This is a genomic window from Thauera sp. DNT-1 (genome assembly GCF_055393985.1).
Window position 1 is genome coordinate 2330757 of the sequence record NZ_AP043752.1, and the last position, 21364, is coordinate 2352120.

Sequence of the window (21364 nt, forward strand, 5' to 3'; positions counted from 1 at the left end):
CGCCCGTGGGAGCGACGCGAGTCGCGATTGCGGCGGTGATGCCGGCACGGCGGCGCGGGCGGGCGGTGAAACCCGTTAGAATCGCGCCACCCGAGCCCGACCGGCGCCGACCGGCGTCGCGGATCCTGCGGAACGCCATGCCATGACCCTCACCCCGCGCATCTACCTTGCCTCCACGAGCCCCCGCCGCCGCGAACTGCTGCGCCAGATCGGGATCAATTTCGACGTGCTGACCTTTCGCGCCGGCGAGCGCGGCGAGGACGCCGACGTCGACGAGACCCCGCTGCCCGACGAAGCGGTCGAACGCTACGTCGAGCGCCTCGCGCTCGCCAAGGCCCAGGCCGGGATGCGGCGGGTGCTGTGGCGCAAGCTGCTGCCGCATCCGGTGCTCGCCGCCGACACCACGCTGGAGGTCGACGGCGAGATCGTCGGCAAGCCGCGCGAGGCCGCCGAGGCGCACGCCATCCTGGAGCGCCTGTCCGGCCGCCGCCACCGCGTGCTGACCGCGGTCGCGATGAGCGACGGCGAGCGCACGCGCAGCCGGCTGTCGGTCAGCGAGGTCGCCTTCCGCACGCTGAGCGAGCACGACATCCGCCGCTACATCGCCACCGGCGAACCCTTCGACAAGGCCGGCGCCTACGGCATCCAGGGTCACGCCGCGATCTTCATCGAGGAGATCCGCGGCAGCTACTCGGGGATCATGGGCCTGCCGCTGTTCGAGACCGCCGCCCTGCTCGAGATCTTCGGCCACCCCGTCCTGTGAGCACACCCCGTCCATGAGCATCGAATTCCTCATCAACTTCACCCCGCAGGAAACCCGCGTCGCGATCGTCGAGCAGGGCGTGGTGCAGGAGCTGCACGTCGAGCGCACCGCCAGCCGCGGCATCGTCGGCAACCTCTACCTCGGCAAGGTCGTCCGGGTGCTGCCCGGCATGCAGTCGGCCTTCATCGACATCGGCCTCGAGCGCACCGCCTTCCTGCACGTGGCCGACATCTGGAGCGACCGCCAGAACGGCGAGGGTGCGCGTCCGATCGAGAAGATCCTCACCGAAGGCCAGAGCCTGATGGTGCAGGTGCTCAAGGACCCGATCGGCACCAAGGGCGCACGCCTGTCCACCCAGGTCAGCCTCGCCGGCCGCCTGCTCGTCTACCTGCCGCAGGAAAAGCACATCGGCATCTCCCAGCGCATCGAGGACGAGGCCGGGCGCGAGGCGCTGCGCAGCCGGCTGGTCGCGCTGGTGCCCGAAGACGAGCCGGGCGGCTTCATCGTGCGCACCATGGCCGAATCCGCCACCGACGCCGAGCTCGCCGCCGACATCGCCTACCTGCGCAAGCTGTGGCGCGAGATCTCCGGCTCGACCGTGGGCCTGTTCCCGCCGAAGCTGCTGCACGAGGACCTCGGGCTGGGCCAGCGCACGCTGCGCGACCTCGTCACCGACGAGACCTCACGCATCCGCGTCGACTCGCGGGAGAACTTCCAGAAGCTCGCCGCCTTCGCCGCCGAGTACACGCCGCAGGTGCTGCCGCTGCTCGAGCACTACAGCGGCGATCGCCCGCTCTTCGAGCTCTACAGCGTGGAGGAGGAGATCCAGAAGGCGCTCGCCCGCCGCGTCGATCTCAAATCCGGCGGCTACCTGATCATCGACCAGACCGAGGCGATGACCACCGTCGACGTCAACACCGGCGGCTTCGTCGGCGCGCGCAACTTCGACGACACCATCTTCAAGACCAACCTCGAGGCCAGCCAGGCCATCGCCCGCCAGCTGCGCCTGCGCAACCTCGGCGGCATCATCATCATCGACTTCATCGACATGGAGAACGTCGAGCATCGCGAGATGGTGCTGGAGGAGTTCCGCAAGGCGCTGTCGCGCGACCACACCAAGATGAGCATCAACGGCTTCACCGCGCTCGGCCTGGTGGAGATGACGAGGAAGCGCACGCGCGAATCCCTCGCCCACCTGCTGTGCGAGCCCTGCCCCACCTGCAGCGGCCGCGGCGAGGTCAAGACCGCGCGCACGGTGTGCTACGAGATCCTGCGCGAGCTGCTGCGCGAGGCACGCCAGTTCAACGCCCGGGAGTTCCGCGTGCTCGCCGCGCCCAACGTGATCGACCTCTTCCTCGACGAGGAGAGCCAGTCGCTGGCGATGCTGTCGGACTTCATCGGCAAGAAGGTCTCGCTGCACGCCGAGGGCAGCTACACCCAGGAGCAGTACGACATCGTGCTGCTGTGAGCGTGGCGGGGCTCCCCGCCCGCAGCGCCCCTTGGCGCGAACACCCGGCCGACACCGCGCGCTGCCGCGCGGTCCGCGGGCGTGCTGGCCGGCACGAGGACTGCCACCGTATCATTCGTCGTCGATCTGCCGCCCACCTGCCGCAACGGAGGCCCTCATGAGCAACGCCCTGGCACGCCCCGCCCCGATCAGTGTCGAGGACTACCTCGAAGGCGAGACCCGGAGCGAAATCAAGCATGAATACCTCGACGGCGAGGTGGTGGCGATGGGCGGCGCCAGCGCGAGGCATGGCCTGGTCGTCACCAGCCTCGGCCTCGCGATCGGACCGCACGCCCGCCGCAAGGGCTGCCAGCTCTTCATCGCCGACATGAAGGTCCGCGTCGAGCACACCGGCCAGACCTACTTCTATTACCCCGACATCGTGCTGGCCTGCGCGCCCGACGACCGCGAGACCTATTACCGCCGCAGTCCCTGCCTGCTGGTGGAGGTGCTGTCGCCGAGCACCGAGCGCATCGACCGCCGCGAGAAGCTCTTCGCCTACCAGGCCATCCCCTCGCTGCGCGAATATCTGCTCGTCGATCCGGACAAGCGCTCCGTGGAGATCTACCGCTTCGGCGACCCGGTGCGCCACGAGACCTGCGCCGAGGGCGCCTTCCGGCTGGACTGCCTGGATACGGAGATCACGCTGGACGAGGTGTACGCCGACGCCGAAGCGCCCTGAAGCCCGCCGGCTCGGCCCCCCCCCGGTCGCGCCGCGAAGCGGGAGCGTCCGCCCCGCTCACACCCCCAGGTAGCGCCCCCACAGCTCGCGCCGCGCGTCCAGCTCGGCCGAGCTGCCCTGCCAGGTAATGCGCCCGCGCTCCAGGATGAGGTTGCGGTCGGCGAGCGCCATCAGCCTCTCGACGTATTTATCCACCACCAGCGTGGTCTGCCCCTGCGCCTTGAGGAGCGCGAGGCAGCGCCAGATCTCCTCGCGGATCACCGGGGCGAGGCCTTCGGTGGCTTCGTCGAGGATCAGCAGGCGCGGGTTGGTCGACAGCGCACGCGCGATCGCCAGCATCTGCTGCTCGCCGCCGGAGAGCTGGTTGCCGAGGTGGTCGGCGCGCTCGGCCAGGCGCGGGAAGAGCGCGTAGAGCCGCGCCGGCGTCCATGGCTCGGCGACGCCATTGCGGCGCGCGGCGAAGGCGACGAGGTGTTCGTGCACCGTGAGATTGGGGAAGCACTGCCGGCCCTCGGGCACGATCGCCACGCCGAGGCGGGCGATGGCGTCGGCGCGCTCGGCGTGGATCGGACGGCCTTCGAAGACGATCTCGCCGCGCTGCGGGCGCAGGCCGCCGACGATCGTGCGGATCGTGGTGCTCTTGCCCATGCCGTTGCGCCCGAGCAGCGCCACCACCTCGCCGGCGCGGATGTCGAAGTCGAGGCCGAACAGCACCCTGCTGGTGCCATAGCCGGCCTCCAGGCCGCGGCAGCACAACAGCGGCGCGTTCATCCCGCCACCTCTGTCCCCAGATACACCGCCTGCACCTCGGCATGCCCCTTGATGTGGGCGGCGTCACCCGAGGTCAGTACCTTGCCGTACACCAGCACCGAGATGCGGTCGGCGAGCTGGAACACCGCGTCCATGTCGTGCTCGATGAGCAGGATCGCGGTCTCGCCGGCGAGACCGCGGATCAGCGCCACCATCTGCTGCGAATCCTCCGGTCCCATGCCGGCCATGGGCTCGTCGAGCAGCAGCAGCCTGGGCCGCGCCGCGAGCGCGAGCGCGAGGTCGAGCCGCTTCTGCAGGCCGTGGGCCAAGGTGCCGGCGTTGCGCTCGAGAACCTCGGCCAGGCCCGTGCGCTGCGCCAGCGCCTCGGCGCGCTCCTGCAGCGCGTGCTCGGCGTCGCGCCGCGACAGGCAGCGGAAGCTCGACCCCGCCTGCGCCTGCACCGCGAGCAGCAGGTTGTCGCGCACGCTGTCGTTGCGGAACACGCTGCTGATCTGGAAGCAGCGCGCCAGGCCGGCACGGGTGCGCGCGTGCGGCGTCAGCGCGGTCAGCTCGACACCGTCGAGCACGATGCGCCCGGCGTCCGCCGGCAGCAGTCCGGAGATCAGGTTCACCAGGGTGGACTTGCCCGCGCCGTTGGGGCCGATCAGCGCATGGATCTCGCCCGCCTCGACGGCGAGGGAGACATGGTCGGTGGCGAGCAGGCCGCCGAAGCGCTTGACCAGGCCCTCCGCCCTGAACAGGCTCATCGCGCGCCCTCCTGGCCGGCGCGGCGCTCGAGCAGCGCCGCCACGCCCTGCGGCGCGTGGAACACCACCAGCAGCAGCAACAGCCCGAGCGGCCAGTGCCAGTAGTCCGTGTACAGCTTCAGCACCTCCTCCAGCGTCAGCCACAGCGCCACCCCGAGCGGCGCGCCCCAGCGCCGGCCGGCGCCGCCGAGCATCACCATCACCAGCAGCAGCGCGGACTGCGTCCAGTGCATGATCGACGGGCTGACGAAGGCGTTGTGGCTGGCGAGCAGGCCACCGGCCAACCCCGCCACCGCGCCGGCGGCGACGAAGCCGGCGAGCTTGAGCCGATAGACCGGGTAGCCGAGCGCCACCATGCGCGTCTCGTTGTCGCGGACGCCGCGCAGCGCATGGCCATAGCGCGAATGCGCGACCCGGCTGAAGAGCGCGAACACCGCCGCGGCGATCGCCAGCACCACCCAGTAGAAGACCTGCGCATGCGCGCCGTCCAGCCAGGCACCCAGCGCCAGCGGGGTGTACAGGCCGTAGCCGTCGTCGCCGCCATACGTGCGCAGCGACACCGCGAGGTAGTGCAGCATCTGCGCGAAGGCGAGGGTGATCATGATGAAGTACACCCCGCGCGTGCGCAGCGACACCGCGCCGATCGCCGCTGCGAACAGCCCGGCAAGCACCGCCGCGCTGCCCCAGGCCAGCCAGGCCGACGAGACCCCGGCCTCGACCAGCGCCACCACGGTGTAGGCCCCGACGCCGATGAAGCCCGCGTGGCCGAGCGCCGCCATGCCGCCGTAGCCGAGGATGAAGTTGAGGCTGGCCGCCGCGATCGCCACGATCAGCACCCGGCGCACGAAGCCGACGTAGTACTCCAGCCCGAAGGCCGGCGCGATCAGCGGGAAGGCCGCGAGCAGGGCCAGCACCAGCCAGGGCAGGCGGCGCGCGAGGCCGGGGAAGCGTTCGGGCATCGCGTCCCTCAGCCGCGCGCGGGGAACAGCCCCGCGGGTTTCAAGCTCAGCACCGCCGCCATCAGCACGTACATGGCGATGCCGGCGAGCGCCGGGCCGAGGTCGGCCGCCACCGCGGGCGGCAGCACCGCGCGCAGGGCCGGCGGCAGGAAGGCGCGCCCGGCGGTGTCCACCAGGCCGACCAGCAGCGCGGCCACGAAGGCGCCGCGCACCGAGCCGATGCCGCCGATGACGATCACCACCAGCGCCGGGATCAGGATCGCCTCGCCCATGCCGATCTGCACCGCGCTGATCGGCGCCATCAGCGCCCCCGCCAGCGCCGCGAGCGCAGCGCCGAGCGCGAACACGAAGGCGAACACCCCGCCCACGCGCACGCCCATGTGCTCCGCCATCTGCCGGTTCGAGGCGCCGGCGCGCACCAGCATGCCGATGCGGGTCTTGTTGACCAGCAGGTGGAGCCCGAGCGCCACCGTCAGCCCGGCGCCGATCAGCAGCAGGCGGTAGGACGGATAGGGCAGGCCTTCGAGGAGCGCGACCGGCCCGGCCAGCGCCGCCGGGGTCGAGGCCAGCAGCGGCGCCACGCCCCAGATCGCCTTCACCGCGTCGTCGGCGATGAGGATGATGCCGAAGGTGGCGAGCACCTGGACGAGGTGGTCGCGCCGATACAGCCGGCGGATGACGAGGAACTCCGCCACCGCCGCGATCGCCACCGTCACGCCGACCGCGACCAGCACGGCGAGCGCGAACGCGCCGCTCGCCTCATGCACGCGCGCGGCGATGTAGGCCCCTGCCATGTAGAGCGAGCCGTGGGCGAGGTTCATGGTATCCATGATGCCGAACACGAGCGTGAGCCCGGCGGCGATCAGGAACAGCATGAGCCCGTAGCCCAGGCCGTTGAGCAGCTGCTCGAAGACGAAGATGGCATCCATCGGATTTCAGCCCGGCGCGTCCGAAGCCTCTGTGTAGGAGCGACGCCAGTCGCGATCCGCCCATGGAGCATCCCGCCGCACTCGGGGCAGCAGTGAGCTCCAAATCATGAAGCTGCCGTTCGGATGGTGCATCGCGGTGAATCGCGACTTGCGTCGCTCCCACGGCGGCCCCATGCCCCGCGCGCGCGGACCTCGGGTCTCACATCCTGCACGCGCCCACGTAGGCGTCCTGGTGCTTTTCGAGCGTGGTGCCGACCAGCTTGTTGGTGATGCGGCCCTCGGCATCCTTGCCGACCTCGCGCAGATAGTAGTTCTGCACCGGGAAGTTGTTGGCGCCGTACTGGAATTCGCCGCGCAGGGACTTGAAGCTGGGATTCTTGAGCGCCTTCAGCACCGCGTCGCGGTCGTCGATCCTGCCACCGACGTCGCGCACCGCGGCGTCCATCGCCATCAGGGTGTCGTAGGCCATCGCCGCATACACCGACGGGTAGCGCCCGGCGTACTTCTGGCGGAAGGCGGCGACGAACGCGGCGTTGGCGGGGTTCTGCAGGTCGTGCGTCCAGTGCGCGGTGTTGAGCACGCCGAGCATCGGCTTGCCCACCGCCTGGATCACGTCCTCGTCGGCCGAGAAACCGGGGGCGATCAGCGGGATGTCCTCGAGGCCGCCACCGACGAACTGCTTGACGAAGTTGATCCCCATCGCGCCGGGCAGGAAGAAGAACACCGCGTCCGGCTTGGCGGCGCGGATCTGCGCGATCTCGGCGGCGTAGTCGATCTGGCCGAGCTTGGTGTAGATCTCGTCCTTCACCGCGCCCTTGTACAGGCGCTTGAAGCCATTCAGATGATCCTTGCCCGCCGGGTAGTTGGGCGCGATCAGCAGGACGTTCTTGTAGCCCTTCTCGTTGGCGACCTTGCCGGCGGCCTCGTCGTAGGTGTCGTTCTGGTACTGGGCGAAGAACCAGGGGCTGCACTTCTCGCCGGCGTAGGCGCTCGGACCGGGGTTGGCCGACAGGTAGGGCACCTTGGCGGCGAACAGCGCCGGGCCGACGGCGAGCGCGGCGTTGGAGCCGATCGGGCCGGTGAAGAAGTGGATGCCGTCGCGTTGCAGGAAGCGCGCGACGAGCTGGTTGGCCTGCTCCGGGTTGCCGCCGAAGTCGCTGCGGATGAACTCCGCCGGCTGGCCGCCGAGCTTGCCGCCGAGCTTCTCGATCGCCAGCTCGAAACCGTCGCGCGCCTCGGCACCGAGCGCCGAGAAGGGACCGGAGAGGTCGAGCGCGATACCGACCTTGATGTCGGCGGCGTGGGCGGTGGCGTTGAGGGCGGCAGCGCCGCACAGGGCGAACGCGACGGACAGCTTCTTCATCTGCAGCATGGGGTCTCCTCGATTGTTCTCTTTGCCGCTCGCAACGCCGGCGTCGAAGCGCCGCGCCACGCGCGAAGGCCGCCGATTCTACCCCAGCCCGGCCGCGCCTCGCGCCGCCGGCCGCCCCTGGAGGAACGACATGGCTTCGGCAAACTCCGCAGGATCGATGCAGGTCGCGATCGGCCCCTCAACCGGGCATCGACACGAATCTCCCGGGCCGCACTCGCGACTCGCGTCGCTCCTACAAGAACGGCAGGTTCTCCAACGCGCCCGTAGGAGCGACGCAAGTCGCGATCGGCTCCTCGATTGGGCATCGATACGAATCTCCCGGGCCGCCATCGCGACTCGCGTCGCTCCTACAAGAACGGCGGGTTCTCCGACGCGCCCGTAGGAGCGACGCGAGTCGCGATAAGGCGATGAATGGAGCGGTAGCGCCGCACGAAACGCCGCACCCCGGCCCGCGCTGCTGTATGAAACCGCAGGCCGCACGCCTGCGGCCTGCTAGACTTGCACATCCGCATTTCGCACGCCCGCCCCTCATGATCGGACGCATCACCGGCACCCTGCTGGAAAAGAACCCGCCGCAGATCCTCGTCGACGCCCACGGCGTCGGCTACGAGATCGACGTGCCGATGAGCACCTTCTACAACCTGCCCGCCACCGGCGGCACGGTCAGCCTGCACACGCACTTCGTCGTGCGCGAGGACGGCCACTTCCTGTTCGGCTTCGCCACCGAGGAAGAACGCGCCACCTTCCGCCAGCTGCTCAAGGTCTCGGGCGTGGGCGCGCGCATGGCGCTTGCGGTGCTGTCCGGGCTGTCGGTGAACGACCTCGCCCAGGCGGTGGCGCTGCAGGAGGCCGGGCGGCTGGTGAAGATCCCCGGCATCGGCAAGAAGACCGCCGAGCGCCTGCTGCTCGAGCTGCGCGACAAGCTCGGCAAGGCGCTGCCCAGCATGACGGGCGCGCGACTCGCCGCGGCCGCACCGGGCGCAGCCCCGGACGCGAAGAGCGACATCCTCAACGCCCTGCTCGCGCTCGGCTACAACGAGCGCGAGGCGCTGTCCGCGATGAAGGGGCTGGCCGAGGACGTCGGCGTCTCGGACGGCATCCGCCAGGCGCTGAAGGCGCTGTCGAAGGCATGATGCGCATGCACCCCGCTCGCCACGCCGTCGGCTGCCGCCCTGCAAGCTCGGCCAGGACACGCCCATGATCGAAACCGACAAGCTCAAGGCTGCCGCCCCCGCCGAGCGCCTGATCTCCGCCGCCCCCGCCGACCGCCAGGAAGACGCGATCGAGCGCGCGCTGCGTCCCAAGCGCCTGGCCGAGTACGTCGGCCAGGTGAAGATCCGCGAACAGTTGGAGATCTTCATCCAGGCGGCGCGCAATCGCAGCGAGGCGCTCGACCACGTGCTGCTGTTCGGCCCGCCCGGGCTGGGCAAGACCACGCTCGCCCACATCGTCGCCGCCGAGATGGGCGTGAACATGCGCCAGACCTCCGGCCCGGTGCTCGAGCGCGCCGGCGACCTCGCCGCGCTGCTCACCAACCTCGAACCGCACGACGTGCTCTTCATCGACGAGATCCACCGCCTGTCGCCGGTGGTCGAGGAGATCCTCTACCCGGCGCTGGAGGACTTCCAGATCGACATCATGATCGGCGAAGGCCCGGCGGCACGCTCGGTGAAGCTCGACCTGCCGCCCTTCACGCTGGTCGGCGCCACCACCCGCGCCGGCATGCTCACCAACCCGCTGCGCGACCGCTTCGGCATCGTGTCGCGGCTGGAGTTCTACACCGCGGACGAGCTCGCCTTCATCGTCGGACGCTCGGCGCGCCTGCTCAATGTGGAAATCGAGGACAACGGCGCGCTCGAGATCGCCCGCCGCGCGCGCGGCACGCCGCGCATCGCCAACCGCCTGCTGCGCCGGGTGCGCGACTACGCCGAGGTGAAGGCGGGTGGCCGCATCACCGCCGCGGTCGCGGACGCGGCGCTGCGCATGCTGGACGTCGACAACCTGGGCCTCGACCTGATGGACCGCAAGCTGCTGTCGGCGATGCTGGAGAAATTCGGCGGCGGCCCGGTCGGCCTGGACAACATCGCCGCGGCGATCGGCGAATCGACCGACACCATCGAGGACGTCATCGAGCCCTACCTGATCCAGCAGGGCTACCTGCAGCGCACCCCGCGCGGGCGCATGGCGACGCAGTCGATCTGGCAGCACTTCGGCCTCGTGCCGCCGCGCATCGGCGGCGACCTCTTCCAGTAGGCGACGGGGCCGACCGTGCGCTCGCTGCAGGTGGTGATGCTGATGCTGTGCGTGCTGGGCGGGATGTTCCTGCTTGTGCGAGCGCCCGAGTTCTTCATGCCCGCACAGTGGGACCCCTCGATCGGACGCAGCTTCGATCCGCTCGCCTCGCGCCTGCTCGGCGCCGGACTGCTGGCGCTCGCCACCGCGGGAGCGGGCTATCTTCACGCGATGTACTACTCGATGCCGCGCCGCCTGCCCGGCCCGGCAGCGCAGCGCCGCCACTTCGCCCTGCTGCTCGCCGCCCTGGTGCTGATCGGCGCGGCGCTGGCGCGCGCCGAGGTGGGGCCGAATCCGGAATATCGAGCGCCCTTGCGCACGGGTTCGTAGGGAGCACTGCGGCCGCAAAGCCACACGTTGCCCGGCGCGAGGCTGCTGCGGCTCGCGTCCCTCCTGCAGAAGCCTGCACGCCCCTGCGCGCGGCCTGCTTCAGTCGTGCTCGTCGTCGAGCAGGGTGCGGACGTGGTCGGCCGTTTCGAGGAGCTCGCCGAGCGCGCGCGAGCTGAGCATGGAGCCGAACTGCTCGAGCGCGATCTCGGTGATGAAGAGGTGTCCGTTGTCTTCGCGACAGATCCAGCCCAGCTCGATCAGGCGCCCGATCTTGCGCCGCACCGTCTCGCGCGGCAGACCGGTGGCGGCGGCGATCGAGTAGGCGTTGCAAGGCTTGAGGCCGCAATCCGCCGGGCGCGTGTCGCGCGGCACCGAGGGTGTCGCGGTGATCGGACGGGTGCTCTCGCGGCGCGCGACGCCGTTCTGCAAGGCGCCGATATTATGCAGTGCGATCTCGCCGAGCAGGATGGGGAGCAGGATGTCGCGGTCGAAGTCTTCGAACCAGCGCCGCAAGCTGCGGATCTCGTGGCGCGCGAGCACGAGCGCGACCGCCTTGATCGTGCGGCGTGCCGACGCCGCATTCGGGTGTTCCGGGTGCGCTGTTGGGCTCATTGGGCTGTCATGGCACGCTTCACCCTTTTTTGTTGATTCCGGGAGCTAGCGGCGTTTTTTAGAAAATTCTTAAATTAACAGACGCCATGAGCATAACCCAAGCCGAACGGGCTCAATACTCGGGAATACCCATAATGGGGAGAGTCATATTGTGACCCCAACCGCCCTCTTCTGCCGCTGCGATTCCCCGGATCGGGGCGTGCGCGCCGGGGTGGCGAGCGCGTGACGGGCTACTTGCGCGCGCGCGGATGTGCCGCGTCGTACACCGCGGCGAGATGCTGGAAATCGAGATGCGTGTAGATCTGCGTGCTGCGGATGCTGGCGTGGCCGAGCAGTTCCTGGACAGCGCGAAGATCGCCGCTCGATTGCAGAAGATGACTCGCAAAACTGTGCCGCAGCATGTGCGGATGCACATGCACGCCGAGCCCGAGCGCCTGAGCGCGCGTGCCCAGCCGGCTGGCGATGCCGCGGGTGCTCAGGCGGTGGCCGTCGCGGGTCACGAACAGCGCGCGCTCGCCCGCCGCAGCGAGGCCGGCGCGGATCTCCAGCCAGGGGCGCAGGGCCGCGATCGCCTTGCCGCCCACCGGCACGGTGCGCTGGCGCTGGCGCTTGCCGGTGACCGTGACCAGGCCCTCGGCGAGGTCCAGCCCGGAATCGATGTCGAGTCCGGCGAGTTCCGCAACTCGCAGACCGGAAGAATAAAAAAGCTCGAACATCGCAATATCCCGAATTTCTAGCAAATTCTGCGGCTCTGGATCGAGCAGCGCGTTCGCCTGCTCGGGCGAGAGCACGCGCGGCAGCGTCGAGGGGGATTTGGGCGGACGGATGCCGAGCGCCGGATTGATGCGCACGCCGTGCTCGCGCACCAACCAGCGGTAGAAGCCTCGCCACGCCGACAGATGGCGGGCGATCGAGCGCCCCTGCTGGCCCTCGCCATGCAGGCGGGCGACGAAGCGGCGGATGTCGGCGGGCTGCAAGGATTCGGGCGGGTGCTCCTCGGCGAGGCGCAGCAAGGCCTGCAGGCCGGCGCGGTAGGCGGTCAGCGTCAGCGGCGAGACCCGGCGCTGGGTGGCGAGCCAGGCCAGCCAGGCCTGCATGCGCTCGGGCAGCGCGGCCGGCGCCTCGGCGGACCGCCGCGGGCCCATGGATTCAGCCCGCGCGCGCCGCCAGCGCCGCGGCGGCGAGGTCGGCGATGCGGCCCAGGTAGAGCGTGCCCATGCCGGCGTAGAAGCGCTCGGGCTCGGCGCTGCCGAGCGCGAGCAGGCCGATGCAGTTGCCGCCTACGCGCAGCGGCATCAACGCCAGCGAACGGATGTGCGGCGCGGCCTCGCCGAACCAGCTCGTCATCTCGATGCTCTCGGGCACCCCGCACCATGGGTGGCGCAGGTTCTCGACCTGGCGGCGCGCCGCTTCGCCGACGCCGAAGGCCTCGGTGTGCACCACCCCGCCCCCGACCTCTCCCCACAGCTTGAGGCTGACGTGCGGCACGGAGAAGTCGTCGCGCAGGCTGTCGGCCAGGCCCTGGCGCACCGCGGCGGCCGAGCCCGCCTGCAGCAGCGCGACCGACAGGCGGTGCACCTTGGTGCTGATGTCGTCGTTCTCCTCCCCGAAGCGGATCAGCTCGGCAAGCTTGAGTTCGAGCGCACGGATCTTGTCGCGCAGGGCATGGAGCTGGCGCTCGGCGAGCGAGATCGCCTGGCCGCCATGCTGCGGATGCGGCACGGTGAGCTCGCTGAAGAGCTCGTGATGCTGGTTGAGGAAATCGGGGTGTTCGCGCAGGTAGCGTGCGACATCTTCTGCATTCATCGATGCTGCTCCAGGCGAGGCGGCTGCCGCCCCGCGTCGATCGTTCGTGGATGGCCGCCGCATCCGGCGCGGTCGGCCGCGAGTCGGCCGGCACGATGCCGCACAGGCGCATCGCGTCCGGCCCGGCAAAATCCGGACTCGGGCGGGCTCCCTCAGGCGAGCTCCATCTCGCCCTCGAAAACCGTGACCGCCGGTCCGGTCATGCGCACCGGCGTGCCCGGGCCGTCCCAGGCGATCTCCAGCTCGCCGCCGCGGGTATGCACCCGCACCGGCGTCTCCAGCAGGCCGCGCAGGATGCCCGCCACCACCGCCGCGCAGGCGCCGGTTCCGCAGGCCAGGGTCTCGCCGGCGCCACGCTCGAACACGCGCAGACGCACCTCGTGCGCATCGACCACCTGCAGGAAGCCGGCATTGACCCGCGCCGGGAAGCGCTCGTGGCGCTCGATCCGCGCGCCCTGCTCCACCACCGGCGCGGCATCGACGTCGGCCACCACCTGCACCGCGTGCGGGTTGCCCATCGACACCGCGGTGATCGCCACCGTGTCGCCGCCCACCTGCAAAGGCTGCACGACCGCGTCCGAGTCGGACACGAACGGCACCTTCGCCGGCGCCAGCTCCGGCACGCCCATGTCCACCGTCACCAGGCCGTCCGCGCGCAGGCGCGGCGCGATGATGCCGGAGCGGGTCTCGACACGGATTTCGGCCTTGTCGGTGAGCCCCTTGTCATGCACGAAGCGCACGAAGCAGCGCGCGCCGTTGCCGCACTGCTCGACCTCGCCGCCATCGGCGTTGAAGATGCGGTAGCGGAAATCGACATCCGGCCGCGCGGCGGGCTCGACCACCAGCAGCTGATCGCAGCCGACGCCGAAATGGCGGTCGGCGATTGCCTTGACCCGCGCCGGGGTGAGGTCGACCGGCGCACGCGTGGCGTCGATGACGACGAAGTCGTTGCCCAGGCCGTGCATCTTGGTGAAGCGCAGTTTCATCTTGCTGTTCCAGTGTTTCAGTAGATCCGCGGCTCGCCCTCGGGCCGGGTCTTGAAGCGGCGGTGCACCCAGTAGTACTGCTCGGGCATGGTGCGCACCACGCCTTCGAGCCAGGCGTTCATGCGCAGCGTGTCGGCCTCGACGTCGTCCGAAGGATAGTCGGCCCAGGGCGCGCCGAGCTCCAGCACGTAGCCCTGTCCGCCGGGCAGGATGCGGGTGATGCAGGGCACCACCGCCGCACCCGCCAGGCGCGCCAGGCGCGGCAGGCCGGTGATGGTCGCCGCCTGCACGCCGAAGAAGGGCACGAAGATGGACTCCTTGCGGCCGTAGTCGAGGTCGGGCAGGTAATAGAAAGGGCGGCCGGACTTCATCGCCTTGACCGTGGCGCGCACGCCATCGTGGCGCGACAGCAGCAGCTGGTCGTTGAAGCGGCTGCGGCCATGGTGCAGCCAGTGGTCGAAGACCTTGTCCTTCTGCGGCGAATACACGCTGACGAAGTCGCCCTCGAGCGTGAGCCGGGTGCCGGCCATGTCGAGGCCGAGGAAGTGCGGCGCCAGCAGCAACACCGGGCGGCCCTCGGCGCGCAGGCGCTGCAGGTGCGCCAGGCCCTCGATGCGGACGGTGGCGCGCAGGCGCTCGGGGCTCGCCCACCAGGCCAGGCCGCGCTCGAGCATGCTGCGTCCGATGAGGGCGAAGTTGCGCCGCGCCAGCGCGCGCCGTTCGGGCTCGGAGAGCTCGGGAAAGCACAGCCGCAGGTTGGTCAGCGCGACCTTGCGGCGCGGCACCACCACCCAGTAGAGCAGCCGGCCGAAACCGCTTCCCACGCGTGCGAGCAGCACCAGCGGCAGCCAGTGCAGCAGCCAGATCAGGCCGATGACCAGGCGGCTCATGGCGCGCGCTCCGCGTCCGTGCCGGCGGGGTCGGCGGCGGAAGTGGTCGCCGAGGGGTTGGCGGCATCGGCGCCCGCATCCCCCTGCGGGGCGGCGTCCTCGCGCTCGCGCCGCGGACCCTTGTAGCGGTTGTAGCCCCACAGGTACTGCTGCGGGCACTGCAGGATCATGCGCTCGACCTCGCGGTTGATGATCGCGACGTCGGTGTCGATGTCGCCGGTAAGCGCCTCGGCAGGCGCCTGCAGGCGGAACACGTAGCCCTCGCCGCGCGGCAGGCGCTCGGCCCAGGTGTAGATCACGCGCACGCCCTTCACCGCCGCCAGGCGCGCGGCCAGCGTCATCGTCCACGCCGGCTTGCCGAAGAAGGTCGACCACACGCCCTCTCCCGCGCCCGGCACCTGGTCGGGCAGCATGCCCACCGCCTCGTGGCTGCGCAGGGTCTTGACCAGCTTGCGCACGCCGGATAGATCGGCCGGCGCGGTACGCATCTGTCCGCGCGCCCGGCCCGCCTCCATCAGCGGTTGCAGCACCTCCTTGCGCGGAGGGCGATAGAGCACGGTGATCGGAATCCTGGCGGCGATGCACTGGGCGGTGATCTCGAAGCAGCCCAGGTGCGGGGTGATGAAGAGGATGCCGGCGCCCTCGGCGCGCGCGGCCTCGACCAGCTCCCAGCCCTCGGTGCGCACCGCGCTCGCCACCACCTCGGACGCCGGCCGGCCCCAGATGAAGGGCAGCTCCAGCGCCTGGCGGCCGGCCTCGACGATCGCCGCACGCAGCACCGTCTCGTCCTCGCGACCGATGGCGTTGAAGAGGTTCTCGCGCACGCGGCGGGCGTAGGACGGCGAAGCCTTGTAGGTCAGCCAGCCCGCCCAGCCACCGAGGCGGTGCAGCCAGGACAGGGGCAGGCGAGAGAGGAGGCGGAATGCGCTTTGCGACAGCACCAGGTTGAGATCCGATATGGATGCCGGAACCGGCTTCAGGCCCGAATGCTTACACAGCCGGGCGTCCCGGTCTATAATCCGCGCTCCACCGCCGAGTTATTAACCCGGCCCTTAAATAAACTGTTTTCTCTATAATGTGTGCATGGAAAAGATCGATGCACGCAAGCTGGGTCCTGAAGGGCGCGAGACGCTGCGCAAGATGGTGCTGCGCCTGAATACGCAGTCTGGAATGAACGGCGTGGAGTTGGCGAAGATCGCCGGCGTCCATGTGCGCACGGTGCAGGCGTGGCTGAGGAAAGCGCGCACGGACGGTGTCGGGGCGCTGGTCGAGAAGACGCGAGGCCGGCCCTATGGGGCCTGCCGGAAACTGACGATGGCGCAGGAAGTGTGGGTGCGCCAGCGCATCGTGGGCGCGGTGCCCGAGCAGTTGAGCTTGCCTTTCGCCCTGTGGACCCGGCGGGCGATCCAGGCCTTGGTGGAGCAACAATTCGGACTGCAGTTGTCCGATCGTCTCGTAGGCAAGTACCTGAAGCGCTGGGGCTACACCGCTCAGCGCCCGGTCAAAAAAGCGATGGAGCAGCGTAACGATCTGGTCCAGGCTTGGCTGCGCGAGCGTTACCCTGCCATTGCCGCGCGCGCCAAGGCCGAGGGCGCGGTCATCTACTGGGCCGACGAAACGGCCGTCAAGGAAGACACGAACTGGATTCGAGGCTTTGCGCCGGCCGGTCGCACGCCGGTGCTCGAGGCGTCGGCCCGCTGGGCCAAGCTGTCGATGATCTCGGCCATCACCAATCGGGGCGAGATCGCTTTCCAGATCGTCGAGGGCACGATCAACGCAGAACGCTTTATCGAGTTCCTCGACCGACTGATCGCCAGTGCGGCGAGCAAGGTGTTCCTGATCGTCGATAACCTGAGGGTGCATCACGCCAAGCTCGTCCAGGCCTGGGTCGAGCCGCGTCGTGCGCAGATCGAGTTGTTCTACTTGCCGCCCTATGCGCCCGAGTCCAATCCGGACGAATACCTGAACCACGACTTCAAGACCGCCCTGCGCCTGGAGCCTCCCAGCCGCGATGATTCGCAGCTCTTGAAGAAGGCCCACGCCATCATGGACCGCATCGCATCGCTCCCCGAGCGTGTCCGGTCCTACTTCGAGCACCCGGCCGCTGCATATGCTGCGCAGTGAGCGTATTTAAGGGCCGGGTTAATAACTCGACAACTTGCAGGGCGGTGGGGCGGCCGCGGTGCCGCCCGAACCAAGTACTGCTAAAGCGTCGGCTGCTCGACGAAATCCCCGGAGCTGGCCGCAGACGCAAGGCCATGGCAACGGGGATTTTTGTTTTCCAAGGAGCAGCACGAATGGCTGAATTTCTCTTCACCTCCGAATCGGTCTCCGAAGGTCATCCCGACAAGGTCGCCGACCAGGTCTCCGACGGCGTCCTCGACGCCGTGCTGGCCGAAGACCCCAAGGCGCGCGTCGCCTGCGAGACCCTGGTGTCCACCGGCCTGGTGGTGATCTCGGGCGAGATCACCACCACCGCCCACCCCAACTACCGCGAGATCGCGCAGGACGTGATCCGCCGCATCGGCTACGACAACTCCGACATCGGCTTCGACTACAAGAGCTGCGCGGTGCTGGCGGCGATCAACCGCCAGTCGCCCGACATCGCCCAGGGCGTGAACAACGCCAACGACGACCCGCTCGACCAGGGCGCCGGCGACCAGGGCCTGATGTTCGGCTACGCCACCAACGAGACCGCCAGCCTGATGCCGCTGCCGATCCACTACGCTCACCGCGTCATGCAGCGCCAGGCCGAGGTGCGCAAGGATGGCCGCCTGCCCTGGCTGCGCCCGGACGCCAAGAGCCAGCTCACCGTCAAGTACGTCGACGGCAAGCCGGTGGCGATCGACACCGTCGTGGTGTCCACCCAGCACGACCCCGACGTGACCCAGGAGCAGATCCGCGAGGCGGTGATCGAGCTGATCATCAAGCCGGTGCTGCCGCCCGAGCTGATGCAGGGCGACGTGCGCTACCTGGTGAACCCCACCGGCCGCTTCGTGGTCGGCGGCCCGCACGGCGACTGCGGCCTCACCGGGCGCAAGATCATCGTCGACACCTACGGCGGCGCGGCCCACCACGGCGGCGGTGCGTTCTCGGGCAAGGATCCGTCCAAGGTCGACCGCTCGGCCGCCTACGCCGGTCGCTACGTGGCCAAGAACGTGGTCGCCGCCGGCCTCGCCGACCGGTGCGAGGTCCAGGTCGCCTACGCGATCGGTGTGGCGCGCCCGGTTTCGCTGATGGTCAACACCTTCGGCACCGGCAGGATCGCCGACGAGAAGATCGTCGATCTCATCGGCCGGCATTTCGACCTGCGCCCGAAGGCGATCATCCAGACGCTCGACCTGCTGCGCCCGATCTATTCCCGCACCGCCGCCTACGGCCACTTCGGCCGCGACGAGCCGGGCTTCACCTGGGAACAGACCGACAAGGCCGCCGCCCTGCGCGCCGACGCCGGACTCTGAGCCGGAAGCGCCCTCAGGAACGACGCGAGTCGCGCTCGGGCGGCGCTGCGGCGCTGGCGCGGGTTCCGAGCGCTGCAATCGCGACTTGCGTCGCTCCTACGCAGGTCAGCCGCGCTCGGGAATGCGCACGCGGGAACGCCGCGAGTCGCGCTCGGGCGGCGCTGGCGCGGGTTCCGGGCGCTGCAATCGCGACTTGCGTCGCTCCTGCGCAGAACCGCCGCGCATCCGTCCCGGTAGAATCCGGAACTCGCGGACGCCCGCCCCGGTCTCTGCCCCACCACGTCGCCCAGAGTCGCCCATGCTCCAACAAGTCCTGATGTTCGCCCTCGGCCTCACCGTCCTCGTTGTCGGTGCGGACGTCCTCGTACGTGGCGCCTCGCGGCTGGCGGTCTCCTTCGGCGTTTCGCCGCTCGTCGTCGGCCTCACCGTGGTCGCCTTCGGCACCAGCGCGCCGGAGATGGCGGTATCGGTGGGCTCGGCGCTCGCCGGCAGCCCCGACCTCGCGCTCGGCAACGTGGTCGGCAGCAACATCTGCAACGTGCTGCTGATCCTCGGCATCTCGGCGCTGATCACCCCGCTGCTGGTGGACGAGCAGATCATCCGCCAGGAGATCCCGATCATGATCGGCGTGTCGGCCCTGCTGGTGGTGATGGCGCTCGACGGCCATCTGGGCCTGGTCGAGTCGATCGTGCTGTTCGCCCTGGTGATCGCCTACACGGTGTTCCTGATCGTGCAGTCGCGGCGCGCCTCCAAGGCGGTGCAGGAGGAGTTCGGCACCGACCTCCCCACCTCCGCCTGGGACCGCCACTGGGCGGTGCAGGTCGGGCTGATCGCGACCGGACTGGTGATGCTGATCGTCGGCGCCGACTGGTTGGTGGAAGCGGCGGTGGCCTTCGCGCGCGCCTTCGGGGTCAGCGACCTGGTGGTGGGCCTCACCGTGGTCGCGGTGGGCACCTCGATGCCCGAGATCGCCACCTCCATCGTCGCCGCGATGCGCGGCCAGCGCGACATCGCGGTGGGCAACGTGGTCGGCAGCAACATCTTCAACATCCTCGCCGTGCTCGGTGCCTCGGGCATCGCCTCGGGCACCGGCCTGCCGGTGTCGGAGGCGGCGCGCAACTTCGACCTCTGGGTGATGCTCGCGGTGGCCTTCGCCTGCCTGCCGATCATGATCACCGGGCGCGAGATCGCGCGCTGGGAGGGCGGCGTGTTCCTCGCCTACTACGCCGCCTACACCGCCTGGCTGGTGCTGCAGGCCCAGCAGCACACCAGCCTGCCGGCCTTCTCGGGGATCATGCTGGGCTACGTGATGCCGCTCACGGTGATCACCGTCGTGGTCAGCATCGTGCGCAGCAACGGCAGGCGCGCATAGGCGGGGCGATCGGGCTGCGTGCCTCGCATGCCGGGCCGCCTGATCGCGACTGGCGTCGCTCCTGCGGGAGCCGGCGGCGACCGGGGCCGGATGTGGGAGCGACGCCAGTCGCGATCCCCGCGATCGTGATGCCCGCGGCAGCAACCGACCCCTCGAGTCCACGCCCGCCTGCCGCTTTGGTATCATTCGCTTGTTTCCGAGGAGCGCTGCGAGGCGCCGGCCGCATCCGCTGCTGCCAGGCCCCCAGGCTCGGACCCCGCCCTGCGGCGGGTATCAGTACAACGGCGCTCACCTGCGAATCGTCTTCAACCCTGCCGGGTTCGGGATGTCGGGTGAGCCGCCTGCAGCGACATGCTGCCCTCCCCCCGCTTTCCGCCCGGCCATAGCATGGAGCTTCACATGAACGCCGTGGCTGACACCCAATTCACCGATTTCGTCGTCGCCGACCTCGCGCTCGCCGCCTGGGGCCGCAAGGAAATCCGCATCGCCGAGACCGAGATGCCCGGCCTGATGGCGATCCGCGAGGAATACGCCGCCAGCCAGCCGCTGAAGGGCGCACGCATCACCGGCTCGCTGCACATGACCATCCAGACCGCGGTGCTGATCGAGACGCTGACCGCGCTCGGCGCCCAGGTGCGCTGGGCCTCGTGCAACATCTTCTCGACCCAGGACCACGCCGCCGCGGCCATCGCCGCCGACGGCATCCCGGTGTTCGCGGTCAAGGGCGAGTCGCTGAAGGACTACTGGGACTATACCCACCGCATCTTCGAATGGTCGGACGGGGGTTACAGCAACATGATCCTCGACGACGGCGGCGACGCCACGCTGCTGCTGCACCTGGGCGCACGCGCGGAGCAGGACCTCTCGGTGCTGGCCAAGCCGGGCTCGGAAGAGGAGACCATCCTCTTTGCCGCGATCAAGGCCAAGCTCGCTACCGCCCCCACCTGGTACTCGACGCGGCTGGCGCACATCAAGGGCGTGACCGAGGAGACCACCACCGGCGTGCATCGCCTGTACCAGATGCACGCGCGCGGCGAGCTCAGGTTCCCGGCGATCAACGTCAACGATTCGGTCACCAAGTCGAAGTTCGACAACCTCTACGGCTGCCGCGAATCGCTGGTCGACGGCATCAAGCGCGCCACCGACGTGATGATCGCCGGCAAGGTCGCGGTGGTGGCCGGCTACGGTGACGTGGGCAAGGGCTCGGCCCAGGCCCTGCGCGCGCTGTCGGCCCAGGTGTGGGTGACCGAGGTCGACCCGATCTGCGCGCTGCAGGCGGCGATGGAAGGCTACCGCGTGGTCACGATGGAATACGCCGCCGACAAGGCCGACATCTTCGTCACCGCGACCGGCAACTACCACGTGATCACCCACGACCACATGGCGAAGATGAAGGACCAGGCCATCGTCTGCAACATCGGCCACTTCGACAACGAGATCGACGTCGCCAGCATCGAGCAGTACCAGTGGGAGGAGATCAAGCCGCAGGTCGATCACGTGATCTTCCCCGACGGCAAGAGGATCATCCTGCTCGCCAAGGGCCGCCTGGTGAACCTCGGCTGCGCCACCGGCCACCCGAGCTACGTGATGTCGAGCTCCTTCGCCAACCAGACGATCGCACAGATCGAGCTGTTCACCCGCACGGCCGACTACCCGATCGGCGTGTACACCCTGCCCAAGCACCTCGACGAGAAGGTCGCCCGCCTGCAGCTGAAGAAGCTCAACGTGCAACTCACCGAGCTGACCGACGCGCAGGCCGCCTACATCGGCGTGCCCAAGCAAGGCCCGTACAAGTCGGACGCGTACCGCTACTGAGCCCCGGGGGCGGCGCAGCCCCCGGCAGGAGCGCCTTCCGGCGCTCCTGTACAAAGGCTCTTCACGCCTCA

The 21364-nt window shown here is 69.5% G+C and carries 21 protein-coding genes and 1 riboswitch; of the genes, 10 read left to right on the forward strand and 11 right to left on the reverse strand.

Annotated features, from left to right (window positions below; translation table 11 throughout):
- Positions 1-142: 142 nt before the first annotated feature.
- The 3 genes from ACZ5PP_RS10735 (at position 143) to ACZ5PP_RS10745 (ending at position 2952) form a co-directional block, all read left to right on the forward strand.
- On the forward strand, positions 143-763 hold the full coding sequence (locus ACZ5PP_RS10735) for a Maf family protein (protein WP_004324523.1): 621 nt from the start codon (positions 143-145) through the stop codon (positions 761-763).
- A 13-nt stretch (positions 764-776) separates the two neighbouring features.
- On the forward strand, positions 777-2231 hold the full coding sequence (gene rng, locus ACZ5PP_RS10740) for a ribonuclease G (RefSeq protein WP_004324521.1): 1455 nt from the start codon (positions 777-779) through the stop codon (positions 2229-2231).
- A gap of 157 nt (positions 2232-2388) precedes the next feature.
- On the forward strand, positions 2389-2952 hold the full coding sequence (locus ACZ5PP_RS10745) for a Uma2 family endonuclease (protein ID WP_004324519.1): 564 nt from the start codon (positions 2389-2391) through the stop codon (positions 2950-2952).
- Positions 2953-3009: 57 nt separating this feature from the next.
- Here ACZ5PP_RS10745 and ACZ5PP_RS10750 read toward each other — a convergent pair whose 3' ends face one another.
- The 5 genes from ACZ5PP_RS10750 to ACZ5PP_RS10770 all read right to left on the reverse strand — a co-directional run bounded on the left by ACZ5PP_RS10750 (position 3010) and on the right by ACZ5PP_RS10770 (position 7729).
- Entirely contained in the window at positions 3010-3723 is a 714-nt protein-coding gene (locus tag ACZ5PP_RS10750) for an ABC transporter ATP-binding protein (RefSeq protein ID WP_004324518.1), read from the reverse strand.
- The gene (locus ACZ5PP_RS10755; RefSeq protein WP_004324516.1) at positions 3720-4469 is read right to left on the reverse strand and encodes an ABC transporter ATP-binding protein; all 750 of its coding nucleotides are present in this window, start codon (positions 4467-4469) and stop codon (positions 3720-3722) included. Before ACZ5PP_RS10755 ends, ACZ5PP_RS10750 begins: the two co-directional genes overlap by 4 nt.
- Positions 4466-5428: a branched-chain amino acid ABC transporter permease gene (locus tag ACZ5PP_RS10760; RefSeq protein WP_464825994.1), complete on the reverse strand. Its 963-nt coding sequence runs from the start codon at positions 5426-5428 to the stop codon at positions 4466-4468. The genes ACZ5PP_RS10755 and ACZ5PP_RS10760 overlap by 4 nt, the downstream gene beginning before the upstream one ends.
- A gap of 8 nt (positions 5429-5436) precedes the next feature.
- A complete protein-coding gene (locus ACZ5PP_RS10765; protein ID WP_012586168.1) occupies positions 5437-6357 on the reverse strand; it encodes a branched-chain amino acid ABC transporter permease in 921 nt (306 codons plus the stop codon).
- A gap of 199 nt (positions 6358-6556) precedes the next feature.
- Positions 6557-7729: an ABC transporter substrate-binding protein gene (locus tag ACZ5PP_RS10770; RefSeq protein ID WP_464825995.1), complete on the reverse strand. Its 1173-nt coding sequence runs from the start codon at positions 7727-7729 to the stop codon at positions 6557-6559.
- A gap of 530 nt (positions 7730-8259) precedes the next feature.
- Between ACZ5PP_RS10770 and ruvA the strand changes: the two genes are divergently transcribed.
- The 3 genes from ruvA (at position 8260) to ACZ5PP_RS10785 (ending at position 10351) form a co-directional block, all read left to right on the forward strand.
- Entirely contained in the window at positions 8260-8862 is a 603-nt protein-coding gene (ruvA, locus tag ACZ5PP_RS10775) for a Holliday junction branch migration protein RuvA (RefSeq protein ID WP_004315748.1), read from the forward strand.
- Between the two features lie 64 nt (positions 8863-8926).
- A complete protein-coding gene (ruvB, locus tag ACZ5PP_RS10780; RefSeq protein ID WP_004315749.1) occupies positions 8927-9982 on the forward strand; it encodes a Holliday junction branch migration DNA helicase RuvB in 1056 nt (351 codons plus the stop codon).
- A gap of 15 nt (positions 9983-9997) precedes the next feature.
- Positions 9998-10351: a hypothetical protein gene (locus ACZ5PP_RS10785; RefSeq protein ID WP_043744869.1), complete on the forward strand. Its 354-nt coding sequence runs from the start codon at positions 9998-10000 to the stop codon at positions 10349-10351.
- A gap of 99 nt (positions 10352-10450) precedes the next feature.
- Here ACZ5PP_RS10785 and ACZ5PP_RS10790 read toward each other — a convergent pair whose 3' ends face one another.
- From ACZ5PP_RS10790 to ACZ5PP_RS10815, 6 genes are all read right to left on the reverse strand, one after another.
- The gene (locus ACZ5PP_RS10790; protein WP_004315751.1) at positions 10451-10963 is read right to left on the reverse strand and encodes a helix-turn-helix domain-containing protein; all 513 of its coding nucleotides are present in this window, start codon (positions 10961-10963) and stop codon (positions 10451-10453) included.
- Positions 10964-11193: 230 nt separating this feature from the next.
- The gene (gene xerC, locus ACZ5PP_RS10795; RefSeq protein WP_004315752.1) at positions 11194-12108 is read right to left on the reverse strand and encodes a tyrosine recombinase XerC; all 915 of its coding nucleotides are present in this window, start codon (positions 12106-12108) and stop codon (positions 11194-11196) included.
- A gap of 4 nt (positions 12109-12112) precedes the next feature.
- Complete coding sequence (locus ACZ5PP_RS10800) at positions 12113-12769, reverse strand: DUF484 family protein (protein ID WP_004315753.1); 657 nt, start codon at positions 12767-12769, stop codon at positions 12113-12115.
- A 152-nt stretch (positions 12770-12921) separates the two neighbouring features.
- Positions 12922-13755, reverse strand: coding sequence for a diaminopimelate epimerase (gene dapF, locus ACZ5PP_RS10805; RefSeq protein ID WP_004315755.1), 834 nt, complete (start codon positions 13753-13755; stop codon positions 12922-12924).
- Between the two features lie 17 nt (positions 13756-13772).
- A complete protein-coding gene (locus ACZ5PP_RS10810) occupies positions 13773-14645 on the reverse strand; it encodes a lysophospholipid acyltransferase family protein (protein WP_004315756.1) in 873 nt (290 codons plus the stop codon).
- Positions 14642-15586 (reverse strand): lysophospholipid acyltransferase family protein, encoded by a 945-nt coding sequence (locus ACZ5PP_RS10815; RefSeq protein ID WP_004315757.1) that lies wholly within the window; start codon positions 15584-15586, stop codon positions 14642-14644. Before ACZ5PP_RS10815 ends, ACZ5PP_RS10810 begins: the two co-directional genes overlap by 4 nt.
- Before the next feature lie 142 nt (positions 15587-15728).
- Here ACZ5PP_RS10815 and ACZ5PP_RS10820 point away from each other — a divergent pair, with 142 nt between their 5' ends.
- From ACZ5PP_RS10820 to ahcY, 4 genes are all read left to right on the forward strand, one after another.
- Positions 15729-16769, forward strand: a complete 1041-nt coding sequence (locus ACZ5PP_RS10820) for an IS630 family transposase (protein ID WP_464825996.1) — start codon at positions 15729-15731, stop codon at positions 16767-16769.
- 173 nt (positions 16770-16942) lie between these two features.
- The gene (metK, locus tag ACZ5PP_RS10825; RefSeq protein WP_004315758.1) at positions 16943-18106 is read left to right on the forward strand and encodes a methionine adenosyltransferase; all 1164 of its coding nucleotides are present in this window, start codon (positions 16943-16945) and stop codon (positions 18104-18106) included.
- 298 nt (positions 18107-18404) lie between these two features.
- Positions 18405-19478, forward strand: coding sequence for a calcium/sodium antiporter (locus tag ACZ5PP_RS10830; protein WP_004315759.1), 1074 nt, complete (start codon positions 18405-18407; stop codon positions 19476-19478).
- Between the two features lie 192 nt (positions 19479-19670).
- Positions 19671-19775, forward strand: a riboswitch (S-adenosyl-L-homocysteine riboswitch).
- A gap of 102 nt (positions 19776-19877) precedes the next feature.
- Complete coding sequence (gene ahcY / locus ACZ5PP_RS10835) at positions 19878-21293, forward strand: adenosylhomocysteinase (RefSeq protein WP_012586171.1); 1416 nt, start codon at positions 19878-19880, stop codon at positions 21291-21293.
- Positions 21294-21364: the final 71 nt, after the last annotated feature.